General features: G+C 70.5%; 13 protein-coding genes. 11 read left to right on the plus strand and 2 right to left on the minus strand.

Annotated features, from left to right (window positions below; all coding sequences use genetic code 11):
* Positions 1 to 3: 3 nt before the first annotated feature.
* The 6 genes from ABZ463_RS39305 to ABZ463_RS39330 all read left to right on the plus strand — a co-directional run bounded on the left by ABZ463_RS39305 (position 4) and on the right by ABZ463_RS39330 (position 19,273).
* Positions 4 to 13,182, plus strand: a complete 13,179-nt coding sequence (locus tag ABZ463_RS39305; protein WP_362784793.1) for an amino acid adenylation domain-containing protein — start codon at positions 4 to 6, stop codon at positions 13,180 to 13,182.
* Between the two features lie 27 nt (positions 13,183 to 13,209).
* Complete coding sequence (locus ABZ463_RS39310; RefSeq protein WP_362784796.1) at positions 13,210 to 14,235, plus strand: hypothetical protein; 1,026 nt, start codon at positions 13,210 to 13,212, stop codon at positions 14,233 to 14,235.
* Positions 14,236 to 14,237: 2 nt separating this feature from the next.
* Entirely contained in the window at positions 14,238 to 16,328 is a 2,091-nt protein-coding gene (gene hppD, locus ABZ463_RS39315; protein ID WP_362784799.1) for a 4-hydroxyphenylpyruvate dioxygenase, read from the plus strand.
* A complete protein-coding gene (locus tag ABZ463_RS39320; protein WP_362784802.1) occupies positions 16,325 to 17,437 on the plus strand; it encodes an alpha-hydroxy acid oxidase in 1,113 nt (370 codons plus the stop codon). Before hppD ends, ABZ463_RS39320 begins: the two co-directional genes overlap by 4 nt.
* On the plus strand, positions 17,434 to 18,726 hold the full coding sequence (locus ABZ463_RS39325; protein ID WP_352012416.1) for a PLP-dependent aminotransferase family protein: 1,293 nt from the start codon (positions 17,434 to 17,436) through the stop codon (positions 18,724 to 18,726). The genes ABZ463_RS39320 and ABZ463_RS39325 overlap by 4 nt, the downstream gene beginning before the upstream one ends.
* Before the next feature lie 88 nt (positions 18,727 to 18,814).
* A complete protein-coding gene (locus ABZ463_RS39330; RefSeq protein ID WP_352012415.1) occupies positions 18,815 to 19,273 on the plus strand; it encodes a DUF5990 family protein in 459 nt (152 codons plus the stop codon).
* 40 nt (positions 19,274 to 19,313) lie between these two features.
* On the opposite strand, the gene ABZ463_RS39335 is transcribed toward ABZ463_RS39330, so the two are convergent.
* Positions 19,314 to 20,024 carry an NAD(P)H-binding protein gene (locus ABZ463_RS39335; protein WP_362784806.1) on the minus strand — a complete coding sequence of 237 codons (711 nt, stop codon included), beginning with the start codon at positions 20,022 to 20,024 and terminating at the stop codon, positions 19,314 to 19,316.
* A gap of 101 nt (positions 20,025 to 20,125) precedes the next feature.
* Here ABZ463_RS39335 and ABZ463_RS39340 point away from each other — a divergent pair, with 101 nt between their 5' ends.
* Positions 20,126 to 20,827 (plus strand): TetR/AcrR family transcriptional regulator, encoded by a 702-nt coding sequence (locus tag ABZ463_RS39340; protein ID WP_352012428.1) that lies wholly within the window; start codon positions 20,126 to 20,128, stop codon positions 20,825 to 20,827.
* 385 nt (positions 20,828 to 21,212) lie between these two features.
* Here the strand turns inward: ABZ463_RS39340 and ABZ463_RS39345 are convergent, their stop codons facing one another.
* Positions 21,213 to 22,130: a S1 family peptidase gene (locus tag ABZ463_RS39345; protein ID WP_362784809.1), complete on the minus strand. Its 918-nt coding sequence runs from the start codon at positions 22,128 to 22,130 to the stop codon at positions 21,213 to 21,215.
* 320 nt (positions 22,131 to 22,450) lie between these two features.
* On the opposite strand from ABZ463_RS39345, the gene ABZ463_RS39350 reads away from it, so the two are divergent.
* The 4 genes from ABZ463_RS39350 (at position 22,451) to ABZ463_RS39365 (ending at position 26,445) form a co-directional block, all read left to right on the plus strand.
* On the plus strand, positions 22,451 to 22,723 hold the full coding sequence (locus tag ABZ463_RS39350; RefSeq protein WP_352012412.1) for a carbohydrate-binding protein: 273 nt from the start codon (positions 22,451 to 22,453) through the stop codon (positions 22,721 to 22,723).
* A gap of 609 nt (positions 22,724 to 23,332) precedes the next feature.
* Positions 23,333 to 24,523, plus strand: a complete 1,191-nt coding sequence (locus ABZ463_RS39355) for a serine hydrolase domain-containing protein (RefSeq protein WP_362784812.1) — start codon at positions 23,333 to 23,335, stop codon at positions 24,521 to 24,523.
* Positions 24,524 to 25,144: 621 nt separating this feature from the next.
* Positions 25,145 to 25,453 carry an EthD family reductase gene (locus tag ABZ463_RS39360; protein WP_352012410.1) on the plus strand — a complete coding sequence of 103 codons (309 nt, stop codon included), beginning with the start codon at positions 25,145 to 25,147 and terminating at the stop codon, positions 25,451 to 25,453.
* Between the two features lie 110 nt (positions 25,454 to 25,563).
* The gene (locus tag ABZ463_RS39365) at positions 25,564 to 26,445 is read left to right on the plus strand and encodes a PhzF family phenazine biosynthesis isomerase (protein ID WP_362784815.1); all 882 of its coding nucleotides are present in this window, start codon (positions 25,564 to 25,566) and stop codon (positions 26,443 to 26,445) included.
* The last annotated feature ends 89 nt before the right edge of the window (positions 26,446 to 26,534 follow it).

The raw sequence follows: 26,534 nt of genomic DNA on the forward strand, positions 1-26,534 counted from the left end.
ACCATGATTCCGCTTTCCTACGCGCAGCAGCGCCTGTGGTTCATCGAACAGCTTGAGGGGCCGAGCGCCCTGTACAACACGCCGCTCGTGCTGCGGCTCGGCGGCCGGATCGACGCCGGAGCCCTGGAGGCCGCCCTCGGGGACCTGCTGACCAGGCACGAGGTGCTCCGCACGGTCTTCGTCTCCTCTGACGCCGGGCCGTACCAGGAGATCCGGGAGGCCGGGGCCCGGCCGGTGCTTGAGGTGCTGACCTGCGCGGACGACGCCGAGGTGCGGCGGGCGGTCGAGCGGGCGGCGGGGTACGTCTTCGACATCTCGGCCGAGTTGCCGGTGCGGGCCTGGTTGCTGTCGCGTGGCGCCGATGAGCACGTGCTGGTCCTGCTGCTTCACCACATCGTCAGCGATGGCTGGTCGGTGGGCCCGCTCTTCGTCGATCTGGAGACGGCCTACGAGGCGCGGCTGGCCGGGCGGCTCCCGATCCAGGAGCCGTTGCCGGTGCAGTACGCCGACTACGTGCTGTGGCAGCAGGACCTTCTCGAAACCGTTCAGGATGAGCAGCTCGCCTACTGGCAGGGCGCGTTGGACGGGGTGCCGGAGGAGTTGGCGCTGCCGTATGACCGGGCCAGGCCTGCTGTGCCGAGTCATCGGGGTGGGGTGGCCGGGTTCGGGCTGGACGCGGAACTGCATGGGCGGTTGGTCCGGGTGGCGGCCGAGCGGCAGGTCAGCCTGTTCATGCTGTTGCAGGCCGCCGTCGCGACCCTCTACAGCCGTCTGGGGGCCGGGACGGACATTCCGCTGGGGACGCCGACGGCTGGACGTACCGATGAGGCGCTCAACGACCTGGTGGGCTTCTTCGTCAACACGTTGGTGCTGCGGACGGACTTGTCGGGGAACCCGACCTTCGCCGAGTTGCTGGGCCGGGTTCGTACGGCGAATCTGGACGCCTACACCCATCAGGATGTGCCGTTCGAGCGGCTGGTGGAGCATCTCAATCCGGAGCGGGTCCCGGCCAGGCATCCGTTGTTCCAGACCGCCGTCACCCTGGACAGCCAGACCCCGCTGCCCGAGGAGTTCGCCGGACTGGAGTGCCGGGAGTATCCCTTCGACCTGGACATCGCCAAGTTCGACCTGTCCTTCGCCTTCACCGAAACCGGAGACGGGCTGACCGGTCTGCTGGAGTACGCAACCGACCTGTTCGACCACCACACCGCCACCACCCTGACCGAACGACTCCTGCGGGTACTGCTGGCCGTCGCCCACGACCCGGACCTGCCGATCGCCGCCATCGACGTGCTCGCCCCCGAGGAGCGGGCCGAGATCCTGGACGAGTGGAACGAGACCGCCGGTCCGGTGGCCGGGGGAAGCATTCCCGAACTGTTCGCCGAGCAGGTCGCGCGCACCCCGGACGCGGTCGCGCTCAACCAGGACGAGCGGACGCTGACCTACGCGGAACTCGACGCCCGCGCCGAGCGGCTGGCGCGGCGCCTGACGACCGAGGGGGTGACCAGGGAGACCCCGGTGGTGCTCTTCCTGGAGCGTTCCTTCGAGGCGGTGATCGCCGTCCTGGGGGTGCTCAAGGCGGGTGGCGTGTACGTTCCGCTCGATCCTCGCTATCCGGCCTCGCGCATCGAGGTGATCCTGCGGCAGAGCGGGGCTCACCTGGTCCTGGGTGACGAGACCGCCCGGCGAGTGACGTTCCCGGACGACATGACGGTGCTCGACGTCGCCACCCTGCTCAACGAACCGGACGTAGAACCCACCGGGCAAAATATGCCCATTTATCAGGATCAGCTGGCGTACGTCATGTTCACCTCGGGGTCCACGGGGGTGCCGAAGGGCGTGGCCGTCACCCACAGGAACGTGGTGGCGCTGGCCGCCGACGGCCGGTTCCGCAAGGAGGAACACCGCCGGGTGCTGGTCCACTCTCCCCTGGCCTTCGACGCCTCGACCTACGAGCTGTGGGTGCCGCTGCTCTCCGGCGGTCAGGTGGTCGTGGCACCGCCGGGCGAGCTCGACCTGGACGCCATGTCCACGCTGCTGATCGAACGGCGGCCGACGGCGGCGTTCTTCACCACGGCGTTGTTCAACCTGCTGGCCGAGCACGGGTCGCGTCCCCTGGCGGGGGTGCGGGAGGTGTGGAGCGGCGGCGAGGCCGGATCGGTCACCGCGATGCGCCGGGCCGTCGAACGCTGCCCGGACCTGGCCTTCGTCCACGTGTACGGTCCCACCGAGACCACGACCTTCGCCACCTGCCACCCGGTGCGGCGCCCGTTCGCCTACCAGGCGGTTCCGCCGATCGGCGGCCCCATGGACAACATGCGGGCCTACATCCTGGACGAGGCGCTGCAACCGGTCCCGGCCGGGATCGCGGGCGAACTCTACCTCGCGGGCGAAGGCCTGGCCCGAGGCTACGTCGGCAGGCCGGACCTGACCGCCGAACGCTTCGTCGCCTGCCCGTACGGCGGGCGGATGTACCGCACCGGGGACCTGGTCCGCTGGAACACCTCCGGACAGATCGAGTTCGTCGGCCGTACCGACGACCAGGTGAAGATCCGTGGCTTCCGCATCGAACCGGGTGAGATCGAGGTCGTCGTCGCGGAGCATCCCTCGGTACGGCAGGCCCTGGTGATCGTCAGGGAGGACCGTCCCGGCGACAAGCGGCTGGTGGCCTACGTCACCGGGGACGCCACCCCAGAGGGAGTGCGCGAGTACGTGGGCGCCCGGCTGCCGGCCTACATGGTGCCGTTCGTGGTGGTTCTCGACGCCCTGCCGGTCACGGCCAACGGCAAGATCGACCGCCGTGCGCTGCCCGCCCCCGATCTCAGCACGTCCGAGGGTCGCGAGCCGCGCACTCCCCGGGAGGAGATCCTCTGCGGCCTGTTCGCCGAGGTCCTCGACGTTGAGCGGGTCGGGGTCGACGACGGCTTCTTCGACCTGGGTGGGCACTCGCTGCTCGCGACCAAGCTGGTCAGCCGGATCCGCACCGTCCTGGGAGTCGAGTTGCCGATCAGGGCACTTTTCCAGAACCCGGACGTTGCCCGCCTGGAGCGGTACCTGGCCACCGAGCAGGCCGGTACCGTACGGCCCGCCCTGACCGCCATGACCCGGCCCCAGCACGTCCCGCTGTCCTTCGCCCAGCAACGCCTGTGGTTCATCGAACAACTCGAAGGACCCAGCGCCCTCTACAACACCCCTCTGGCCGTACGGCTACGCGGCCCCGTGGACACCTCGGCACTCGACGCGGCGCTGGCCGACGTGGTGACCAGGCACGAGGCACTGCGGACGGTCTTCCCGTCGGTGGACGGCGTGCCGTACCAGAAGGTGCTTGAGGACGCCCGGCTGACGCTGAACGTTCGGGACTGCGCCGACGACGAACAGGCGCGGGCGGTCGTGGAGGACCTGGCAGTCGGGGTCTTCGACATCTCGGCCGAGTTGCCGGTGCGGGCCTGGTTGCTGTCGTACGGCGCGGACGAGCACGTGCTGGTCCTGCTGCTGCACCACATCGCCGGGGACGGCTGGTCGCTGCGGCCACTGTTCGACGACCTGGCCGTCGCCTACCAGGCACGATCAGCCGGGGACGCCCCCGACTGGGCGCCGCTGCCGGTGCAGTACGCCGACTACGCCCTCTGGCAGCGCGACCTTCTCGACACCGTCCAGGACGAACAACTCGCCCACTGGCGCAACGCACTGGAGGGGATGCCGGAGGAGTTGGCGCTGCCGTACGACCGGGCCAGGTCTGCCGCTCCGAGTCATCGGGGTGGGGTGGCGGGGTTCGGGCTGGACGCGGAACTGCATGGGCGGTTGGTCCGGGTGGCGGCCGAGCGGCAGGTCAGCCTGTTCATGCTGTTGCAGGCGGCCGTCGCGACGCTCTACAGCCGCTTGGGGGCCGGGACGGACATCCCGTTGGGGACGCCGACGGCGGGCCGTACGGATGAGGCGCTCAACGACCTGGTGGGCTTCTTCGTCAACACGTTGGTCCTGCGGACCGACCTGTCGGGGAACCCGACCTTCACCGAACTGCTGGGCCGGGTTCGTACGACCAACCTGGACGCCTACACCCATCAGGATGTGCCGTTCGAGCGGCTGGTTGAGCATCTCAATCCGGAGCGGGTCCCGGCCAGGCATCCGTTGTTCCAGACCGCCGTCACCCTGGACAGCCAGACCCCGCTGCCTGAGGAGTTCGCCGGACTGGAGTGCCGGGAGTATCCCTTCGACCTGGACATCGCCAAGTTCGACCTGTCCTTCTCCTTCACCGAGACTCCCGATGGGCTGACCGGTCTGTTGGAGTACGCCACCGACCTGTTCGACCACCACACCGCCACCACCCTGACCGAACGGCTGGTCCGGGTGCTGCGGGCGGTGGCCGACGACCCCGAACTGGCGGTCGGCGCCATCGACGTGCTCTGCGACCAGGAGCGGGAACTGCTGCTGGTCACGCGGAACGACACCGCCGTCCCGCAGGTCGTCTCCACCCTGCACCGCCTGTTCGCCGAACAGGCCGCCAGAACCCCCGACGCCGTGGCCGTCGTCTCCGGCGACACCCACCTCACCTACGCCGACCTCGACACCCACGCCAACCACCTCGCCCACACCCTGATCGGCCAAGACCTGGCACCGGACACCCCGGTCGCGTTGCTCATGGACCGCTCTCCCGCCCTGGTCGTCGCGATCCTCGGCATCCTCAAGGCAGGAGCCGCCTACCTCCCCCTCGACCCCCGGCAACCCACCGAACGCCTCCAGCGGATCCTGACCGACGCGGGCGCCACCCTCCTGCTCACCGACACCACCCACGATCTCCACATCACCACCCTGACCATCACCCCACCCACGACCCCGGTGCCCGTCACGGCCCCACCGGACACCGCCCGGCCAGAACACACGGCCTACGTCATGTTCACCTCCGGCTCGACCGGGACGCCCAAGGGCATCACGATCACCCACCAGAACGTGATCGACCTGGCCCACAGCCGCTGCTTCGACGGGATCACCTCCAGGAGTGTGCTGCTGCACTCGCCGACCGCGTTCGACGCCTCGACCTACGAGTTGTGGGTGCCGTTGCTGTCGGGCGGTCAGGTGGTCGTGGCGCCGCCGGGGCAGCTCGCCACGGCTGATTTCGTCCGGTTGTTGTCCGGTGGTGGGGTGGACGCGCTGTGGTTGACGGCGGGGTTGTTCAACCTGGTGGCGCAGGAGGCGCCGGAGTGTTTCGCGGCGGTTCGGCAGGTGTGGACCGGGGGTGACGTGGTCTCTGCGGCTTCGGTTCGGCGGGTGCTGGAGAGGTGTCCCGGGTTGACGGTGGTCGACGGGTACGGCCCGACCGAGACCACGACCTTCGCCACCTGCCATCGCATGGACGAGTCCTCGGCTCCCCAGGCTTCGGTGCCCATCGGCCGTCCGCTGGACAACATGCGCCTCTACGTGCTGGACGAGGCCCTGCGGCCGGTCCCGGACGGGGTCGCGGGCGAGCTGTACATCGCCGGTTCGGGCCTGGCCCGTGGGTATGCCGGCAGGCCCGGTCTGACGGCTGAGCGGTTCGTGGCCTGTCCGTACGGCGGGCGGATGTACCGCACCGGGGATCTGGTGCGGTGGAACGCCTCGGGGGAGATCGAGTTCGTCGGTCGTAGTGACGACCAGGTGAAGATCCGTGGTTTCCGGATCGAGCCGGGTGAGGTCGAGGCGGTGGTCGGGGGGCTTTCCTCGGTTGGTCAGGTCGTGGTGGTGGTCCGGGAGGATCGTCCGGGCGACAAGCGGCTGGTGGCCTACGTCACCGGGGAGGCCACCTCCGAGCAGGTGCGTGAGTATGTGGGTGCCCGGTTGCCGGGGTACATGGTGCCGGTGGTCGTGACGCTTGGGGCCCTGCCGGTCACGGCCAACGGCAAGATCGACCGCCGCGCCCTGCCCGAGCCCGAGATCTGCGTCACCGAGGGGCGTGAGCCGCGCACGCCGCGGGAGGAGATCCTCTGCGGCCTGTTCGCCGAGGTCCTCGGGGTCGAACGGGTCAGCCTGGATGACGGTTTCTTCGATCTGGGTGGGCACTCGCTGCTCGCGACCAAGCTGGTCAGCCGGATCCGCACCGTCCTGGGAGTCGAGCTGCCGATCAGGGCGCTCTTCCAGAACCCGGACGTTGCCCGCCTGGAGCGGTACCTGGCCACTGAGCAGGCCGGTACCGTACGGCCTGCCCTGACCGCCATGACCCGGCCGGAACACGTCCCGCTGTCCTTCGCCCAGCAACGCCTGTGGTTCATCGAACAACTCGAAGGGCCGAGTGCCCTCTACAACACGCCCTTCGCCGTACGGCTCCACGGTTCCGTCGACACCCGGGCGCTGGAGGCGGCCCTCGGGGACCTGGCCGACCGGCACGAGGCGTTGCGGACGGTCTTCCCCTCGGTGGACGGCGTGCCGTACCAGAAGGTGCTTGAGGACGTCCGGCCGGTGCTGCACCTGACGGGTGAGCTTTCCGAGGTCGTCGGCCGCGCCTTCGACCTGGCGGCTGAGCCGCCACTGCGGGCCTGGTTGCTGTCGCACGGCGCGGACGAGCACGTGCTGGTCCTGCTGCTGCACCACATCGCCGGGGACGGCTGGTCACTGAGGCCACTGTTCGACGACCTGGCCGTCGCCTACCAGGCACGATCGGCTGGAAACGCCCCTGACTGGGCGCCGCTGCCGGTGCAGTACGCCGACTACGCCCTCTGGCAGCGCGACCTTCTCGACACCGTCCAGGACGAACAACTCGCCCACTGGCGCAACGCACTGGAGGGGATGCCGGAGGAGCTGGCGCTGCCGTACGACCGGGCCAGGCCCGCTGTCCCCAGCCACCGGGGCGACCTCGCCGAGTTCAGGGTGGACGCGGAACTGCACGGGCGGCTGGTCCGGGTGGCGGCCGAGCGGCAGGTCAGCCTGTTCATGCTGTTGCAGGCCGCCGTCGCGACCCTCTACAGCCGCCTCGGAGCCGGAACCGACATCCCGCTCGGCACCCCGACGGCCGGACGCACCGACGAGGCACTCGACGACCTGGTGGGCTTCTTCGTCAACACGTTGGTGCTGCGCACCGACCTGTCGGGAAACCCGACCTTCACCGAACTGCTCGACCGGGTCCGTACGACCAACCTGGACGCCTACACCCACCAGGACGTGCCCTTCGAACGGCTCGTCGAGCACCTCAACCCGCCCCGTACGCCCGCCAGACACCCGCTCTTCCAGACCGTCGTCACCTTCGACAACCAGACCCGCGCCGAGCTGGACTTCGCCGGGCTGCGCGGGACCATGGAGCCGGTCGGTGAGGCGCACGCCCAGTTCGACCTCAATGTCACCTTCACCGAGACCCCTGACGGCCTGACCGGTGCGATCGGGTACGCCTGCGACCTGTTCGACCACGGCACCGTGACGGCTCTGGCCGAACGGCTGGTCCGGGTGCTGCGGGCGGTGGCCGACGACCCCGAGCTGATGGTCGGCGCCGTCGACGTGCTCTCCGACCAGGAGCGGGAACTGCTGCTGGTCACCCGGAACGACACCGCCGTGGAGACCGACTTCGGCCGTTGCGTCCACGAGCTGTTCGAGGCCGAGGCCGCCGCCCACCCCGGCACGGTCGCCGTGGTCCTCGGCGAGACCGGTGTCACCTACGCCGAACTCAACGCCCGCGCCAACCACATCGCGCGCACCCTGCTCGACCGGGGGCTGGTTCCCGAGGAGCCGGTCGCGGTGCTGATGGAGCGGAGCGTCGAGCTGGTCGCCGCGATCCTGGCCGTGGCGAAGGCGGGCGGCACCTACGCGCCGCTCGACCCGCGTTATCCGCTGCCCCGGCTGCGGCACGTGCTGGACGCGACGGACGCCCGTTTCGTCCTGGTCGACACCGAGCACACCGGGCACCCGATCGCGCAGGACCCGCTCAGGAGCGTCCTGGAGATCACCGGCTCCGGAGCCGTGGCGGAGAACCCCGGGCTGAGGATCCACCCCGACCGGCTTCTCTACGTGATGCACACCTCGGGTTCGACCGGCCTGCCCAAGGGGGTCGGGGTCACCCACCGCAACGTCGTCGACCTGCTGGCCAACCCGCAGTTCCTGACCGGCGCGCATGAGCGGACGCTGCTGCACTCGCCGACCGCGTTCGACGCCTCGACGACGGAGGTCTGGGTTCCGCTGGTGACGGGAGGCCGGATCGTGCTGGCCCCGCCGGGCGCGCTGGACGCGCACACCCTGGCCAGGACCGTCGCCGAGCACCGGGTGACGCTGGTCCAGGCCCCCTCGGGGCTGCTCAGTGTGCTGGCCGCGGAGTCGCCGGAGAGCTTCCGCGAGGTGCGGCAGGTGTGGACGGGCGGGGACGTGGTCTCGCCCGCCGCCGTCCGCGACCTGATGGCGACATGTCCTGAAATAACGGTTGTCGCGGTCTATGCCCCGACGGAGACCACGGCCATCAAGACCTGCCACATCATGACCGCCGAGACCGGCGTCCCCGCGACGGTCCCCATCGGCCGTCCGATGCGCAACACCAGGGTCTACGTCCTGGACGCCGGGCTGCGACCGACCCCGGAAGGGGTCGCGGGCGAGCTGTACATCGCGGGTACCGGCCTGTCCCGGGGCTACGTCGGCAAGCCCGGCCTCACCGCAGAGCGGTTCGTCGCCTGCCCGTACGGCCCGCCCGGCGAGCGGATGTACCGCACCGGGGACCTGGTCCGCTGGAACGCCTCCGGCGAACTGGAGTTCGTCGGCCGTGTCGACGACCAGGTGAAGATCCGTGGCTTCCGGGTCGAGCTCGCCGAGGTCGAGGCGGTCCTGGCCGCCCACTCCTCGGTACGGCGCGCCCTGGTGGTTGCCAGGGACAACCGGCTGGTCGCCTACGTCACCGGGGAGGGCGATCCCGAGCAGGTGCGCGCCTACGCCGCCGGCAGGCTGCCGGACTACATGGTGCCCGCCGCGGTCATGGTGCTGGACGCGCTGCCGGTCACGGCCAACGGCAAGGTCGACCGGCGCGCGCTGCCTGAGCCGGACTTCGGCACGGCCGGAGAGGGACGCGGACCGCGCACCCCGCGGGAGGAGATCCTGTGCGGCCTGTTCGCCGAGGTCCTCGGCGTGGAGCGGGTGGGCGTCGACGACGGCTTCTTCGACCTGGGCGGACACTCGCTGCTCGCCACCAGGCTCGTCAGCCGCATCCGCACGGCCCTGGGCGTCGAGGTGTCCGTCAGGACCCTCTTCCAGCACCCCGACGTCGCCGGGCTCAGCCGTCACCTGGAGCAGGCGGGACGGGACGACGTCCGCCCGCTGCTGCTGCCGGTCGTCCGTCCGGAACGGGTGCCGCTCTCCTCCGCCCAGTCGCGGCTGTGGTTCATCGAGCAGATGAAGGGCACCGGCGGCCTCTACAACTCGCCGCTGGCACTGCGCCTTTCCGGCCCTCTCGACCTGGCCGCCCTGCGGGAGGCGCTCGGCGACGTGGTGGAACGGCACGAGGTGCTGCGCACGGTGTTCCCGGTCGAGGGCGGCCTGCCGTACCAGGAGGTGCTGGCCGGGGTGCGTCCCGAGCTGCACGTGCGGGACGTCAGGGACGAACGGCACCTGCGTGAGTGCCTCGGTCTGGCCCAGGGGCACGTCTTCGACCTGGCGGTCGAGCCTCCGCTGCGGGCCTCGCTGTTCGTCCTGGGTCGTGGAGAGCACGTGCTCGCGCTGGTCATGCACCACATCGCCGGGGACGGCTGGTCCATCGGGGCGCTGCTGCGCGACCTGGGAGAGGCCTACGCGGCGCGGCTGGCCGGGGAGGCACCCGGCTGGGCGCCGTTGCCGGTGCAGTACGCCGACTACGCCCTCTGGCAGCGCGACCTCCTCGAAACCGTCCAGGACGAGCAGCTCGCCCACTGGCGGCGGACGCTGGAGGGGGCGCCCGAGGAGCTGGCGCTGCCGTACGACCGGCCCCGGCCGGCGATCCCGACGAACCGGGGCGACTCGGTCGAGCTGCGGATCGGTCCGGAGACGCACGCCGCCCTCACCGCCCTGGCCAGGAGGGAGAACGCCAGCCTGTTCATGGTGGTCCAGGCGGCGCTGGCCGTACTGCTCGGCGGGCTCGGCGCGGGCACCGACCTGCCGGTCGGCACCGTGATCGCCGGGCGCACCGACGACGCGCTGGACGACCTGGTCGGCTTCTTCGTCAACACGCTCGTCCTGCGGACCGACCTGTCGGGCGACCCCACCTTCACCGAGCTGCTCGGCCGGGTGCGGACGCTGGACCTGGACGCCTACGGTCACCAGGACGTGCCGTTCGAGCGGCTGGTCGAGGCGCTCAACCCGGCCCGTTCGATGGCCAGGCATCCGCTCTTCCAGGTGATGCTGACGCTGCACGACACCACGGGAGAGACTCCTGAGCTGCCCGGCCTGCGTGCGGAGGTCATGGAGCTCGAGACCGACGTCGCCAAGTTCGACCTGTCCTTCGGCCTGTGCGAGACACGCACCGGAGACGGCCTGACCGGGGTGCTCGAATACGCGACCGACCTGTTCGACCGGATCACGGCCGAGGAGATCGCGGGACGGTTCGTCCGGGTGCTCGAAGCGGTGGCGGCCGATCCCGGCCTGCGGGCCGGTCAGGTGGACGTGCTGACCCCCGCCGAACGTGAGCGCCTGCTGCGCGGTACGGAGTTCACCCCGGCGCCGGGCACGCTGAAGGACCTTTTCGAGGCGCAGGCGGCCCGCACCCCGGAACGGGTCGCGCTGACCTTCGGTGAGGAGGAGCTGACCTACGCGGAGCTGGACGCCAGGGCCAACCGGCTGGCGAACCTGCTGGTCGAACGCGGGGTCGGTCCTGAGGGCCTGGTCGCCCTGGCGCTGCCGCGCTCCGCGGACCTGGTCGTGGCGATCGTCGCGGTCATCAAGGCGGGTGGCGCCTACGTGCCGATCGACCCCGGCTACCCGGCCGACCGCATCGCCTACACCATCGACGACGCGGCCCCGGTCCTGCTGGTCAGCACGGCCCCGACCGTGGCCGGGCTGCCCGCGACCGCGCTGCCGTACGTGCTGCTGGACGAGCTGGACCTCGGCGGCCACACGGTGACCGGCCCGGTGACCGGCCCGGCGCCGGAGAACCCCGCCTACGTCATCTACACCTCCGGCTCGACCGGCAGGCCCAAGGGCGTGGTCGTCCCGCACGGCAACGTGGTCCAGCTGATGGCCGCGACCGAACGTCACTTCTCCTTCGGCCCCGACGACGTGTGGACCCTGTTCCACTCCTGCGCCTTCGACTTCTCCGTCTGGGAGCTGTGGGGCCCCCTGCTGTACGGCGGACGCCTGGTGGTCGTGCCCTTCGAGGTCAGCCGCTCGCCGAGGGAGTTCCTCGGCCTGCTGGCCAGGGAGCGGGTCACCGTGCTCAACCAGACCCCCTCGGCCTTCTACCAGCTCGTCCAGGCCGAGGCGGAGGACCAGGAGACCGGTTCGAAGCTGGCGCTGCGCAGCGTCGTCTTCGGCGGTGAGGCACTCGACCTGAGCAGGCTCGCCGACTGGTACGGCAGGCACCCCGACGACGCGCCGGTCCTGGTCAACATGTACGGCATCACCGAGACCACGGTGCACGTCTCCTACCGGGCCCTGGACGCCGCGACCGCGGAAGGGCAGAGCCGCTCGCTCATCGGGACCGCCATCCCCAGCCTGCGCGCCTACGTTCTGGACTCCGCGCTGCGGCCCGCCCCGGTGGGGGTCGCCGGGGAGCTGTTCGTCGCCGGGGAGGGCCTGGCCCGGGGCTACCACGACCGGCCCGCGCTGACCGCGGAACGGTTCGTGGCCGACCCCTACGGCCCGCCCGGCACCCGGATGTACCGCACCGGGGACCTGGCCCGCCGGACCCGCGACGGGGAGCTGGAGTACCTCGGCAGGATCGACGACCAGGTCAAGATCCGGGGCTTCCGCATCGAGCTCGGCGAGGTCAACGCGGTCCTCGGCGCCCAGCCGGGCGTCGCGCACAGCGCGGTCGTCGTCCGGGACGACCGGCTCGTCGGTTACGTCGTCCCCAGAGGCGGTGCCGGGATCGGGGCCGGGATCGGGGCCGGGATCGACGTGGCCGCGCTGCGGGCCGTACTGGCCGCGACGCTGCCCGAGCACATGGTGCCCGCCGCGCTGGTCGTCGTCGACGCGCTGCCGCTGACCCCGAACGGCAAACTCGACCACCGGGCGCTGCCCGCCCCCGAGTACGCCGCCGCCCAGGACGGTCGAGGACCCCGCGACGCGCGGGAGGAGGTGCTCTGCGAGCTGTTCGCCGACGTCCTCGGCCTGGACAGGGTGGGCGTCGACGACAACTTCTTCGACCTGGGCGGGCACTCGCTGCTCGCGGCCAGGCTGGTGGCGGAGGTCCGGCTCAGGGCGGGGCTCGACGTGGGCGTCCGCGACCTGTTCCAGGCGCCGACCGTCGCCGAACTGGCCGCGCTCGGCGGTTCGCCGAACCGGGAGGCCTTCCCCGTGCTGCTGCCGATCAGGGCACGCGGGACGCGCAACCCGCTGTTCTGCGTGCATCCGGCGGCGGGCATCAGCTGGGTCTACACCGGCCTGCTGGGGCACATCGACGCGGACCGCCCGATCTACGGTCTCCAGGCGCCCGGCCTGGGCGACCTGTCCCTGCACCCGGCCAGCGTGGAGAAGCTGGCCCTGACCTACGTCGAGCAGATCAGGGAGGTTCAGCCGGAGGGCCCCTACGCCCTGCTCGGCTGGTCCTTCGGCGGGGTGGTCGCGCACGCGGTCGCCGCCGAGCTCCAGGCCATGGGTGAGCGGGTCGAACTGCTCGCGATCCTGGACGGCTATCCGGAGCTCGACGAACGTCCCGCCGACCGGGACCCCGCCCTGCTCGCCGCCATCCTCACCTCCCTCGGGCAGCCCGTGGGAGAGATCCCCGCCTGGCCGGAGACCCCGCAGGAGCACGCCGCGCTTGTCGCGCACGGTCAGGGACCGCTGTCCGGGCTGAGCGGTGAGGCCGTCGCCCGCGTCATCGGGGTGTTCCTGGCCAACCTGGCGCTCGCCGCGGACAGGCCGAGACGGGCCTACGACGGCGACGTGCTCTTCTTCCTCGCCGCCGCGGACCGTCCCGGCGACGCCCCCGACCCGGCGGCCTGGCACCCGCACGTGACCGGCCGCCTCGACATCCACCCCGTCCCCGTCACACACGGCGAGATGACCGGCGCGGACGCGCTGTCGGTCATCGGTCCCGTGCTCGACTCGCACCTCTGAACCCCTCCTGAGATTGGACGAAAAATCATGAACAAGTACGACATTCCCGAGCAGTGGCACGGCCAGGCGTCCACCCCGATCGCCCCCGCCGACGCCTACAACGGATACATCGCCGCGAACGTGGTCTTCGCCCTGGACCGCCTCGGCCTGATGGAGCGGATCGGCAGGGGCGACAGGCTCTACACCGAGGACTACGCGGACAACGGGCGGGCGGTGGCCCTCCTGCGCGCCGCGACCTGCTGCGGCTACCTCAAGGCCGACGACGACGTCTACATCCCCACCGAAGCCGGCCAGGAGATCGCCCGCTCGCGCGGCTACTTCACCTGGGCGGTCGGCGGCTACAACGAGGTGTTCGCCAACGCCGGGCAGCTCACCGGGGGCTTACGCCACTACGACCCCAGCGACATCCACCGCGAGGAGTCGATGGTCGCTCTCGGCTCCGCCCAGTGCGACCAGGCCATGTTCGCCGCGCTGCTGGACGAGGTGCTCGACGACGTCGAGTTCGGCACCATCGCCGACCTCGGCAGCGGCAACAGCGCCCGGGTCAGCCGGGTCGTGGCCCAGCGGCCCGGAACCCGCGGCATGGGCATCGACATCAGCGAGCCCGCGACCCTCATGGCCAGGCGCGACATCGCCGCCGCCGGCCTGCAGAACCGGGTCCAGGCCGTCCAGGCCGACGTGCTCGACGTCCTCGACAGGCAGCGGCAGCTGGAGATCACCGGCGAGGTGGACACGGTGATGAGCTTCTTCCTCCTGCACGACCTGCTCGCCGACCCGAAGACCCGCGCCGACATCATGCCGCGGATGCGGGAGGCCTTCCCCAACGCGCGCAGATTCATCCTGGGCGACACCATGCTCCGCGACCGGATCGACCACGAGAGCATGCAGCCGATCTTCTCGGTCGGGTTCGAGCTGGCCCACGCCATGATGGGCGTCCCCCTGCACACCAGGTCCACCTACGACCGGCTCTTCACCGACGCGGGCCTGCGCATCGCCAGGGTCGAGCCGTTCGCCACCCCGCACTCCTGGCTCTACGTCCTCGACGTGGTGTGATGATGAAGCACCTTCTGGCACAGAACGAGAACCCCTTCGGGCCGCTGCCCTCCGTCCGCGCCGCCCTGGTCCGGGCGATCGACGGCCTCAACCGCTACCCCGAGTTCCGGCCCGCCTCGCTGACCCGGACGATCGCCGCCTGGCAGGGTGTCCAGGACTCCGAGGTGATCGTGGGCACCGGCTCCGCGGGCGTCGCACACGACCTGTTCCGCGGTCTGCTGCGCCCCGGCGACGCGGTCCTGCACAGCGACCCCTGCTTCGACGTCTACCCCATGCTCTGCGCGATGGCCCAGGCCGAGTCGGTCGCCGTGCCCCTCGGCGCCGACGCCCGGCACGACCTGGCCGCCATGGCCGGGAGGATCGACGAACGGACCCGGCTGATCGTCCTGTGCAACCCGCACAACCCCACCGGGACGGTCTACACCTGGGACGAGCTGACCGCCTTCTTCGCCCTGGTCCCGCCCTCGGCGGTGATCCTGCTGGACGAGGCGTACGTGGACTTCGCCCCCGACCTGGGGGCGCCCGAGGTGGCCGGCCGACTGGCCGACTGGCCCAACCTCGTGGTCCTGCGCACCTTCTCCAAGTCACACGGCCTGGCCGCGCTGCGGATCGGCTACGCGCTGGCCAACGCCGAGATCGTCGAGCGGGTCACCCCGCACCAGGTCCCCTACACCCCCGGACAGCTCCAGCTCGCCGCCGTCCAGGCCGCGATCGCCGCCGACGACGAGGTACGGCAGCGCATCCGGCTGATCTCCTACCAGCGTGACCGGCTGCGCGGGAAGCTGGTCGAACTCGGCTGGTCGGTCACCCCGAGCCGGACGAACTTCCTGTGGATCACGGCGGGCGACCCCGCCCGGCTCGACCTCGCGCGAGCCGCCCTCGAACGGCACGGCGTGGCCGCCCGGACCTATCCGGGACGGGCCATCCGGCTGGCCGTCGGCGACCAGGTGGCGAACGACGCGGTGATCACCGCACTGTCCACCCTCAAGAACGAGAGCACCATGCCTGTTGACGTCACCCTGGACCACATCGAACTCTACGTCGAGGACATCGCCTCGCAGATCGACCGGCTCACCACGGGCTACGGCTTCGACCTGCTGATCCCGCCGAGCCGCCGCGCCGGCTACGAGGAACAGCTGTCGGCGCTGCTCGGCCAGGGCGGCATCCGCATCCTGCTCACCCAGCCGTTGTGCGCCGAGCACCCGGCCACGGGCTACCTGAGACGGCACGGGGACGGCGTGGCCGACATCGTGCTGCGGGCCTCCGACGCGGGCGCCGTCTACACCGAGCTGATCGAACGCGGCGCGGACGGCCTGTCCCGGCCCGCCGGACGCGCCGGATGCGTCGTCGCCACGGTCTCCGCCTTCGGCGACGTCGCGCACACCCTCCTCGAACGCGCCCCCGGCGTCCCCGCCGACCGGATTCCCGGGCTACCCGACCCGCTGTCACCGGGCGCGGGAGGGGTCGGGCTGCGGACCATCGACCACTTCGCGATCTGCCTGCCGCTGGGCGAACTGGACAAGACAGTCCGCCGCTACAACGAGGTCTTCGGCTTCTCCACCATCTTCTCCGAGCGGATCGAGATCGGTGCGCTGGGCATGGACTCGACGGTCGTGCAGAACGCCGACCGGACCGTCACCTTCACCCTGATCGAGCCGCTCTCGGTGAACTCCGGCGGCCAGATCGTCACCTTCCTCGCCGACCACGGCGGCGCAGGGGTGCAGCACGTCGCCTTCGACTCGCACGACATCGTCGAGACCGTCGGCACGATGGCCCGGCGGGGCGTGCCCTTCCTGCGCGCCCCCGAGGTCTACTTCGACCGGCTGCTCGACCGGCTCACCCCGATGCGCCACTCGGTGCAGCAGCTCCAGGACCTGCACCTGCTGGCGGACCAGGACCACGACGGCCAGCTCTACCAGATCTTCACCCGCTCCGAGCACCCACGCGGCACCCTGTTCTTCGAGGTGATCGAACGGGCCCGCGCCAAGACCTTCGGCAGCAACAACGTGCGCGCCCTGTACGAGGCGGTCGAACTGCAGAACAGCGCCAGGGAGAGCACGGGGAGCCCGGGGAGCCCGGGGAGCGCGGAATGACCCGGCTCGCCGTGACGGACTTCGCGGCCGAGGCGAGAGCCGTACTGGACACCTCGGTCTGGGACTGGCTCGACGGGGGCGCCGAACGCGAGTGGACGGTCGCGGGCAACAGGGCGGCGCTCGACCGCGTCGCCCTGGTCCCCCGCGTCCTGGCCGACGTCTCCGGCTGCGACACCAAGACGACGCTCGTCGACAGCGGGGCGAGCCTGCCGGTGGCGATCGCGCCGGTGGCCTACCACCGGCTCTTCCACCCCGAGGGGGAACTGGCCACCGCGCGGGCCGCCGCCGCGGCGGGCGTGCCCTTCACCGTCGGCACGCTGAGCAGCGTCGGCCTTGAGGAACTCGCCGAGACCGGCGCGGTCCTGTGGTTCCAGCTGTACTGGCTGCGCGACCGGGGCCGCCTCCTCGACCTGGTACGGCGGGCCGAGGAGGCGGGCGTCGAGGCGCTGGTCGTCACGGTCGACGTGCCCTTCATGGGGCGGCGGCTGCGGGACGCGGCCAACGGCATGACCCTGCCGCCGACGGTCCGCGCCGCGTTGCTGGACGAGGGCTCCTCGGGCCGCGCCCACCGGTCGGCCCGGGACTCCTCCGCCATCGCCTCGCACACCGCCGAGATCTTCTCCCCCGCCGTCACCTGGCACGACATCGCCTGGCTGCGCGGCCAGACCCGGCTTCCCCTGCTGCTCAAGGGGGTGCTCGACCCCGAGGACGCCGTGCGCGCGGCGGCGGAGGGGGCGCGCGGCGTGGTCGTCTCCAACCACGGCGGCCGCCAGCTCGACCAGGCCGTCCCCGCGGCCATGGCGCTGCCCGCCGTGGCCGAGGCGGTCGCGGGGCTGCCGGACTCACGCTTCCAGGTGCTGGTCGACAGCGGCATCCGCAGCGGCTCCGACATCCTGTCGGCCCTCGCGCTCGGCGCCTCCGGCGTCCTGCTCGGCCGGCCGGTGATCTGGGGCCTGGCGGCCGGAGGCGAGAGCGGCTGCGCGCGGGTGCTCTCCCTCCTCGAAACCGAACTGCGCAACGCCCTGGGGCTCGCGGGCTGCCCGGACCTGCGGTCCGCGACGCGCCTGCGGGTCGCCCGCATGCCCTACTTCCCGGGAAAGACGCCATGACCGTACGGACGCCACTCCGAGACGACCTGAGCCTGGACGACCTGCACGGCTCGCTGACCGACCCGGCCATGAGCTCGATGAACCTGCTCAACGAGATATCGATGCGTTACCCGGCGGCGATCTCCTTCGCCGCCGGGCGACCGGCCGAGGACTTCTTCGACGTCGCCGACGTCCACGAGTACCTGGAGGTCTTCCACGACCACCTGCGCACCGAGCGGGGCCTGACCGAGCGGGAGGCCCGGAGCCTGCTGCTCCAGTACGGCAGGACCAAGGGAATCATCCACGATCTGGTCCGTGAACACCTGCGGGTCGACGAGGACGTCCACGTCCCCGCCGAGTCGATCGTGGTGACCGTCGGCTGCCAGGAGGCGATGTTCCTGGTGCTGCGGGCGCTCGCCACGACGCCGCGGGACGTGCTGCTGGCCGTCTCCCCCACCTACGTCGGCCTGACCGGCGCCGCCCTGCTGACCGGGTTGCCGGTCTGGCCGGTGCGCGGCGGGGAGGAGGGGCTGGACCTGGCCGACCTGCGCGCCCAGATCGACCGCGCCAGAGCCCGGGGGCTGCGACCCCGCGCCCTCTACCTGGTGCCGGACGCGGCCAACCCCACCGGGGTCAGCCTGCCCCCTCACGTGCGTCAGGAGGTGCTGAGCCTGGCGTCGGCCGAGGACATCCTCCTGCTTGAGGACAACCCCTACGGCTTCTTCGGCGGGGGCGAGCCGCTGCCGACCCTCAAGGCCATGGACACCGAGCGAAGGGTCGTCTACCTGGGATCCTTCGCCAAGACCGCGCTGCCGGGCGCCAGGATCGGCTACGTCGTGGCCGACCAGCGGATCTCCGACGGGTCGCTCCTGGCCGACCGGCTGGCGATGATCAAGAGCATGACGACGGTGAACACCTCGCCGATCGCCCAGGCCGTCATCGGCGGCGCCCTGCTCAAGCACGGCTGCAGCCTCCGCGCGGCCAACCGCAGGCAGATCGACCTCTACCGCAGGAACCTGCGGCTCGTCCTTGACGGGCTGGCCGAACGCTTCCCGCCCGGACGCGGGGTCACCTGGACCACCCCGTCCGGCGGCTTCTTCCTCGTGGTGACCGTCCCCTTCCCGGTCGACGACGAACTGCTCGAACACTCGGCGAGCCACCACGGCGTCATCTGGACGCCGATGTCGCACTTCTGCCCGGACGGCGGTGGGGAACGGCAGCTCAGGCTCTCCCTCAGCCAGGTCACCCCGGAGACGGTCGGTCAGGGCCTGGACCGGCTGTCCGCCCTGATCGAGGAACGGCTGCGCTGAGCGGGACCTCCAGGTGCGGGGTCCCCGCTCTTCCGCCCACGGCCTCCGGGACGCGGTGACCGTCAGCCCGGTGGAGGATGATGCAGGGATGCTGATCCGTATTGAGGCGTCCGAGTTGCCGGGACGGGAGTGCGAGCGGGCACCGGGTTTCCCGGGCTACCGGAACATTCACGTGGGAGTGCAACGAAGGGAGCACCCCGGCGAGTTGCTCGACCCGCGTCCGGCGGACGTTGCCTCGGTGGTCTGGGAGCTGGAGGCGACCACGAGCCGCAGGGAGACCGGGTGGGACCTGCGGGGCCCGTATGTGCAGGGCAGGCCGGGCGGCCGGTTCGTGTACCTGTCGTGGGGGGCGGTCGACGACGCCGGGGTGTTCTCCATGTTCCGCCGCGCGAAGCTCATGCTGGACGGAGTTCCCGCGGCCGTGCTGGACACCGCGGTGGAAGGCGGGCTGCTGGTGGCGCGGCTGGGGCTGACGGACTCCCACGGTCACCCGTTGTGCGCGGCCGTCCGCCCGCCGCTGGTGGAGTGGTCGGCCCCCGCTCGCTGAAACCCGCCGCCGGCGGGACAGGCGCCAAGGAGACGGCGGTTCAGTAGCCGATGGTGAAGCGCCGCTGGACGAATCGAGGCAGTTCCGCCTCGTCGACGAGGGCGACGGCGGCGTCCTCCGAGGAGATGCGGCTGCGTCCGTCCGCGTCGAGGACCGGCTGGTCGCCGCCGATCCTGAATCGGCCGGTGCGCGGGCCGGGGGCGATCTCCTCTGCCGGGCTGAAGTAGGTCCACAGCCGGTTGGAGGTGCGCAGGACGTTCAGGGCGTCCCGGTGCCCGCGCACGGCGGCCGCGTACTCTCTGGGCAATCCCAGCTGGTCGAGGCTCCGGTGCAGGAGTTCGTCGGAGTCCGCCCGGGTGAGGCCGGGCTCGATTTCCAGGCTGCCCGCGCCGCCGATCACGATCAGCCGGGTCCGGGGGTGGCTCTCCAGCGCCTTGAGCAGCGCCCGGGCGGCGGCGGCGTAGACCGTGGGGTCGGCGATCGAACGCGACACGGTGTCGTCGAGGTCTCGGGCGGCGTTGCCGGGCTGGTACCCGCTGATCAGGACATCCATTCCGGGCAGGACCGCGGCGATGCTTTCGGCGTCGAGGACGTCAACGGTCTTCCAGACGATGTTCTCCCGGTTCTTCTGCTCTTCGCCGATCCGGGTGGCGTCGCGGGTGAGCGCCGTGACGTGATGCCCTCGCAGGAGGGCTTCGGTGACGACACGGCTTCCGATGCCGCCGGTGGCTCCGATGATTCCGATGCGCATGGGTCTCCCTGTTCATTGAGTGGCGTGAAGGAACTATACGGCGTGAAGTTTCCGTACGCCAGTCATCCAAGTGACGCTGTAGAGTGATCGCTGTGGGAAGCATGGGAGGACGACGCGAACGGCTGCGGGCCGAGACCACAGCGGAGATCAAGCAGGTCGCGCTCAAGCTGATGGCCACGGGCGGACCCGACGCGATCACCCTGCGGGCCATCGCCCGCGAGATGGGCATGACCGCCAACGCGATCTACGGCTACTTCGCCACCCGTGACGACCTGGTCACCACACTGATCAACGAGGTGTACACCGCACTGGCCGACGCCGTGGATTCCGCATGGGCCGAAGCCGCCGCCGCTCATCCGGCCGGTCGGATCCAGACATGGGCGCGAGCGTTCCGGGACTGGGCCCTGGCCAACCCCGAGGGATTCCGCCTCATCTACGGCGACCCCGTGCCCGGTTACCAGGCACCCGAGGGCGGTGCCGCCCCGGACGCCGCACACCGGGTCTGCACCGGCATCGCCGCCCTCGCCGACGCCGCCTGGCCGTACGCCGAATCTCTTTACGCGCACAGCGACTTCCAGTGGTCCGACTTCGACGACGGGCTGCTCGGCAAGGTTCGTCCGGCGTTTCCCGACCTGCCACCGGCCGGCGTGGCACTCGCACTACGCATCTGGGGCCATCTGCACGGCCTGGTGTCACTGGAGATCTACGGACACCTGCACACCCAGACGATCAACCCCGACAAGCTCTTCCAAGAAGAACTGACCCAGCTCGTCCGATCACTGGGCGTTGCGCCCGAGACATGACAGCGACCGCGGGCCTGCCCCGGGCCCAAGCACGTCCGCGTCGCGACGTGGTCTTCTCGTCGCCCGCCCCTGAAGCCCGTAGACGGACAAGGCGCGAGGGCTTGGCCGCCGCCCAGAGGGATGTCGGCATCAGGGGCCGGAAAGCCGAGCCGACGTCGACCGATGAGGACCGCACCTGTGAGCGCCGCCGGATCACTCACCCAGCGTCGACGCGGGAACAAGGAACCGCCGAGTACGGCCTACGGCGGCCGGTACAGGCGAGCCGAGGCGGCGGGTCACCGAGGGTGGGCCAGGACAAGCCCGGGTTCGCGGTGATCGTGCGATGGGAACCACCGGGTCACCGGCCCCCGGCGTGGTTGATCGAACCGGAAGCCGATGGGTGACGTCAAGGCAGCGGGTATACGAGGGCGTCCCCTCCGCCCTCGGGGCCTCCGCTGATCAGGGCGACCCCGGTGGAGCCCTCGTAGACCGAGCCGCCGCTGTCTCCTTCGGCCGCCTGAACGGTGGTGAGGGCCAGGCCGTAGACCGGCCCGTCACCGTAGTTGGTGGTGACGTCAAGGCTGACGACCGTGCCGCAGGTGGTGCCGGTCGTGGCGCCGGTCTTGCACAGCTCCTGGTTGATCGACGGCCTGCCGAACCGGGTGATCGGCTGGATGCTCCCGTCGGCCTGACGGACAGCCGAGGGATGCTGCCAGCCGGTGGCGGGGGTGATGTAGGAGATGTCGCCGCCCGGATAGTGGAAATCGGTGATCCTACCCAGGAGCTGGCCGGCCAGACCCCAGGTGATCCCGGCCTTGCGGCAGTGTCCTGCGGTGAGGACGGCCGGCTGCCCGTTCCTGGTGACGTTGAAGCCGGTCGTGCAGTAGACGCCGCTCTGGGTCACGATCTGCTGGCCCCCGTAGACGGTCTCGGCCAGGGCGGCGGAGCCGGTCATCGGCGGACGGAGCGGTGCCGTCGCGGTGGAGACATAGGGCCTGACGGGCTCATCCACGGTGAACGTGCTGGTGAGATCGGAGGGGCCGGCCGTCAGGAAGGATCTGGTCGTGACATCGAGGGGACCTTTCAGTACCGCGATGCGGACCTTGCCTTCGGCGGCGTTGATGTACCAGTACTGCGCGTTGCCGGCTTTTCCCTGTTGGGCGAGCCGGTCGAGCTGCGTCTTCAGCGCTGTCAGTTCGGGAAGCGGGACTGTCGTCCGCGGGGTGCCTGAAGCGGCGGACGCGGGGAGCGCGTATCCGGAGACGATCACTGTGAGGACCGTCGCGAGGGCGTGGGAGAAGAGTCGGGGGAAGCGCGATCGCACAGGGGACTCCTGTAACCAGAAGGGTTCAGTAACACACAGATATCTACCAACTACTTAGAGTTACCAAACCCGGGATCTACGTCCGGCGGGCAGGAGGTCCTTCCTGCGACCGTGTCCTCAACCGTCAGGCAACCCGCTCCAACGCCCCAACAGGAAGGCGGAGCGACCGCCGGTCAACTGAGCCGAGCCGATTCGGGTCCGATCCGGCGAGCCACGGGGCGGGACCATTCAGCCGAAATATGGCGAAAAGGAAGGTCCCCGTCCCCGCCGATCGGTGCTCACCTGAAGGTGCCCTCTCACTTGGCCATGAGGAGCCACCCATGAGAATTCGCCGCTTACTCGCGGTCCTCCTCGCGACGGCGTTGAGCACCGGCATCCTGGCCGCACTCGCGCCCGCCCCCGCGATCGCGTCCACCGGCCGCCAGGCCAGTGCGGTCACGAGCATCGTGTGGATGCCTTACTGGAACTACGAAGTCGGCGACCTCGTCTACGGCCTGACCAACCGTTCCGCTATGTACAGGTGCCTTGTCGACCACTTCTCCATGCCCGAGTGGGCACCGGAGGACACCCCCGCCCTGTGGCAGCGGATATGACCTGTCCGCTCTCCTTGGCGGACTTCTGCGGCGTCACCCATTGGGGAGAGCGAGCAGGACGGTCGACGGGCCCCCGTCGGCGCGGGTTCGAGCCGTTGGCGTAGGCGGTCCGCGCAGGGCCGCAGCGTACAGCCGGTCCCAGGGCCGGATGAGATCGCGTACGGCTCGTTCGACACGAACCATGAGTGGTACCGAATGCGTACGCGCCGCCCGTCGAACGCCGTGATTTCTCGACAGCGACCACCGTCAGCGCAGCCGTGACACAACCATGACACGGCGCGGACGCGGCTGGGATGCGGCCGATCGACAGTGGACGAGGTCGACGGCGAGAGAGCAGGGCCTCGAACCGCTCCTGACCTGAACCGTTCTCCGTGGGCTGGAAGCCCTGCCTGCCAGGTCGGAGGCGGTCTGCGGCACGGTGACCGTACCGGTCGACGGGTCGAAGCCGAACGGGCCGCCTGCCCAGGGGGCCCGGCCCGATGTGAGGCCATGACCCGGTGCCTGCGTCGGGCCGGGGCGTCTCCCCCGTCAAGCAGGGCGAGATGAGCCGGCCGTGACCGTCCTTCGGGCGGAAGGCCACGGCGAAGATGATCACGAAAAGGAGAAGGCGTGACTGATGACAGGAACCGGGGTTGGCGTTCGCCGGTGTGGGGCGCCGCCGGTGTCGTCATGTTGATGATGGCCTGTGCCGGGCCCGCCACCGCCGCTCCGGCGCGGGCCGGGAACGTGCAGAGGGCGATGGAGGAACTGGCCAGGGTCCCCGGGGTCGTGGGGGCCGTCGGCGGGGCCTACGTCGATGGGAGATCCATCGGGCTGGGCAGCGCAGGCTCCCGGTTGCTGAACGGCAGGGGCGGGAGGATACCCACGAACGCCCGCTTCCGGATCGGGTCGCAGACCAAGGAGATGGTGGCCACCGTGGTGCTGCAACTGGTCGAGGAGGGCAGGCTGGGCGTGGACGACAAGCTCGGCGACCTGCTGCCGGTGGTGGCGAAGGAGAACCTGGTGGCGCGCGCCGATGAGATCACGGTACGGCAGATGCTCCGGCACACCTCCGGCATTCCCGACTGGTACGCCAAGGAGCCGAACCCGGACGGGAGCGAGGGAGACGTCTCGTTCGACGTGTTCGACTTCACGACCCCCTATCAGCCGCTCGATCTGGTGAAGTGGAGCCGCGGTCGGCCCCGTACCGGGGAACCTGGTGAGAAATACTCCTACTCCAACACCAACTACACCCTCCTCGGCATGATCATCGAGAGGCTGACGGGCCACGACCTGGCCACCGAACTGCACAGGCACCTGTTCGGCCCGCTCGGGATGACCAGGACCTACCTTCCCGTCAGGCCGCCGGAAGGCATCAAGGGGCCACACGGCCATGGCTACTACCCCGACGCCGACGGCGAACTGCGCGACGTGGACCGGTTCAACGCCGGTTTCGGCGGAGCGGCCGGAGGGGTGGTCTCCACCGCGCACGACGTGAGCGCCTTCAAAAGGGCGTTCTCCCAGGGCAAGCTACTGCCGCCGACGCTCCAGCGAGTCCTGACGGACCGGTTGCCCAACGACCCACCCCCGGGTGGGGGCGGCCCCGCCTTCTGCGACGGCGAACTCGACGGCTTCTTCATGGGCGGGAGCACCGCCGGATACCTCGCCATGACCTTCTACACGAAAGACGGCAGCCGTCAGCTCTCGATGTCGACCACCCTGAGCGTCAAGGACATCAGCGGGCCGGCCGAAGGCATGTTCAAGGCTGTGGAGACCGTCTTCTGCCCATCCTCGTCAGCGACGGCTCCGGGCCCCTCTTGAGGCTGAAAGCGAAGGTGTCCGTTTCCGGAGGTCTCTGCGCCTGATCGACCGGGAAAGACAGCAGTACTGAGTTCCGCCTTCGATCGGCGCGTCCGGGTGCTGAGCGCGGGTTGTGCGATATCGATCCGTACGGCCGCGCGGGTGAGGTCATCTCCTGCGCCGGCACCAGGAAGTACCGCAGGTTCACCGTATCCGGCGCTATGTGCCCTTCCTGCTGATTGATAATGATCCGTTCTGGGTCTATCCCGTATTGGTCTTTCCCTCGTCTGCACATCGAGCCCTAACCTGCGCATATGACGCTTCAACTGACCGCAGCACCGGACATCGCACTCACGCACACCGCCGATTTCGAGTCCGCTCTCACGGGTCTCGCGAAGGCCGCGGCCACCGAGCCCGGTGTGCTCGACGACGGATTCCGGCGCGACCCGACCCACCCGGGTCCTCCCCGATGTCGTGACCTTCGTCGGCGACCTCCCGCTGCGGTCGGCCACCGACTCCCACGCGCTCCTCGAAACCACCTCCGTCCTCACCCAGATTCCGATGCTCCGCACCCAGCGAGGCCGGCGGCAGTTCTCAGCAGGAGCTTCCAGGTCACCCGGAGCGTTCTGGACGGAGGTCGTCATGCATAAGTTGGTGGTCCTGTATTCCAAGCCCGCCGACCCTGACCACTTCCGCGACTACTACGTGACCAACCACCTTCCGCTGGTCATGAATTGGCCCGGCCTGCTTGCGTGGCGCTACAGCTTCGACGTGGCGGCCACGGGAGAAGCGCCGTATTTCGCGGTCTTCGAAGGCGACTTCGCTGACGCCGCCGCCATGACCGCGGCGCGGGAGTCGCCGCAAGGCCGGCGACTGGCCGCCGATGTCGCCAACTACGCCACCGGCGGTGCGGTCATCATCCACTATCCGGTGCAGGACGGCACCGGCTGAGGCAGGACGGTACGCTCCGGTGCGCGTTCGGTCGGCCGTCGCGGCCGGGTCGGGCTGTCGGCGCGACGCCGTTCGCGGTTGCCGGTTCGTTGAGCGTCAAAGGGGGGCCGATGTCCTGGCCGGATGTCACGGTGGTCGATGCGTGCGTGCGGCGTGACGGCCGGGGCGGCAGCCCCACGGCCGTCACCGACGACGACCCGGCGGCGACGGACGCGGACCGGCGTGCGGTCGCTGCTGCGGCCGGCACCTCGCACGCGGCGTTCCTCGGCCCGGAGCGGACGCCGGACGGTGGCCGGCCGGTCCGGTTCTTCACCGCCACCGCCGAACTGTCCGGCTGCGGCCACGGCACCGTTGCCGCGCAGGCCGTCCGGTTGACCCGCACCGCGCTGGGCGAGCTGAACGACCGCCAACACACCGGCGGGCGCACGTTCGACACCGTGGCGATCCGCCGCCCCGCCGGCATCGAGGTGTGGTTCGACCAGGGCCTCGTCGCGCTGCGTCACCCGGCGCCGGACGAGAGCGCCGCGATCGTCGCCGCGATCGGGCTCACCGCGGACGACGCGCATCCGACCGACGCGCCGCGGATCGCCGCGCCCGGCGCACCACGCATGCTGGTACCGGTCCACGACCGGTCGGCGCTGCTCCGGGTCCACCCACACCTCGGCAGGCTGACAGCGGCGTGCCGGCGGTACGGGCTCCTCGGCTGTTTCGTGTACGTACCGCCGGTGGGCGACCGACCGGGTGCGGCACGGATGTTCGCGCCGGCGATCGGCGTCGACGAGGACGTCGCCAACGCCAACAGCACCGGCTGCCTGGCCGCCCACCTGCTCGACACGACAGGGGCGCAGACGGTCACGATCGAGGTGGAGCAGGGCGACGCCCTCGGCCGACCGGCCAGCGTGCTCGCTTCGGCCCGACGCGGACCGGCGGGCATCACGACCCGGGTCGGTGGGTTAGCGGTGGTCCGCGACGGACACCGAGGCGACGACTAGGTCCTGTTTCGAAGTCCGGTGTGTCGGGATCGCTAAGTAAGTGAGGTCTCCGGTAGATGGGTTGATCGACCAAGAACAACCAGTACCGG

Origin of the sequence: Streptosporangium sp. NPDC020145, assembly GCF_040631275.1 — a bacterium.
Taxonomy (GTDB): Bacteria; Actinomycetota; Actinomycetes; order Streptosporangiales; family Streptosporangiaceae; genus Streptosporangium.

Excerpts from the sequence above, each read along its gene's own strand:
- ABZ463_RS39365 (WP_362784815.1), top strand. The coding sequence starts at position 25,564 with ATGTCCTGGCCGGATGTCACGGTGGTCGATGCGTGCGTGCGGCGTGAC.
- ABZ463_RS39320 (WP_362784802.1), top strand. The coding sequence starts at position 16,325 with ATGACCCGGCTCGCCGTGACGGACTTCGCGGCCGAGGCGAGAGCCGTA.
- ABZ463_RS39335 (WP_362784806.1), bottom strand. The coding sequence starts at position 20,024 with ATGCGCATCGGAATCATCGGAGCCACCGGCGGCATCGGAAGCCGTGTC.
- ABZ463_RS39360 (WP_352012410.1), top strand. The coding sequence starts at position 25,145 with ATGCATAAGTTGGTGGTCCTGTATTCCAAGCCCGCCGACCCTGACCAC.
- ABZ463_RS39310 (WP_362784796.1), top strand. The coding sequence starts at position 13,210 with ATGAACAAGTACGACATTCCCGAGCAGTGGCACGGCCAGGCGTCCACC.
- hppD (WP_362784799.1), top strand. The coding sequence starts at position 14,238 with ATGAAGCACCTTCTGGCACAGAACGAGAACCCCTTCGGGCCGCTGCCC.
- ABZ463_RS39350 (WP_352012412.1), top strand. The coding sequence starts at position 22,451 with ATGAGAATTCGCCGCTTACTCGCGGTCCTCCTCGCGACGGCGTTGAGC.
- ABZ463_RS39330 (WP_352012415.1), top strand. The coding sequence starts at position 18,815 with ATGCTGATCCGTATTGAGGCGTCCGAGTTGCCGGGACGGGAGTGCGAG.
- ABZ463_RS39340 (WP_352012428.1), top strand. The coding sequence starts at position 20,126 with ATGGGAGGACGACGCGAACGGCTGCGGGCCGAGACCACAGCGGAGATC.
- ABZ463_RS39325 (WP_352012416.1), top strand. The coding sequence starts at position 17,434 with ATGACCGTACGGACGCCACTCCGAGACGACCTGAGCCTGGACGACCTG.
- ABZ463_RS39305 (WP_362784793.1), top strand. The coding sequence starts at position 4 with ATGATTCCGCTTTCCTACGCGCAGCAGCGCCTGTGGTTCATCGAACAG.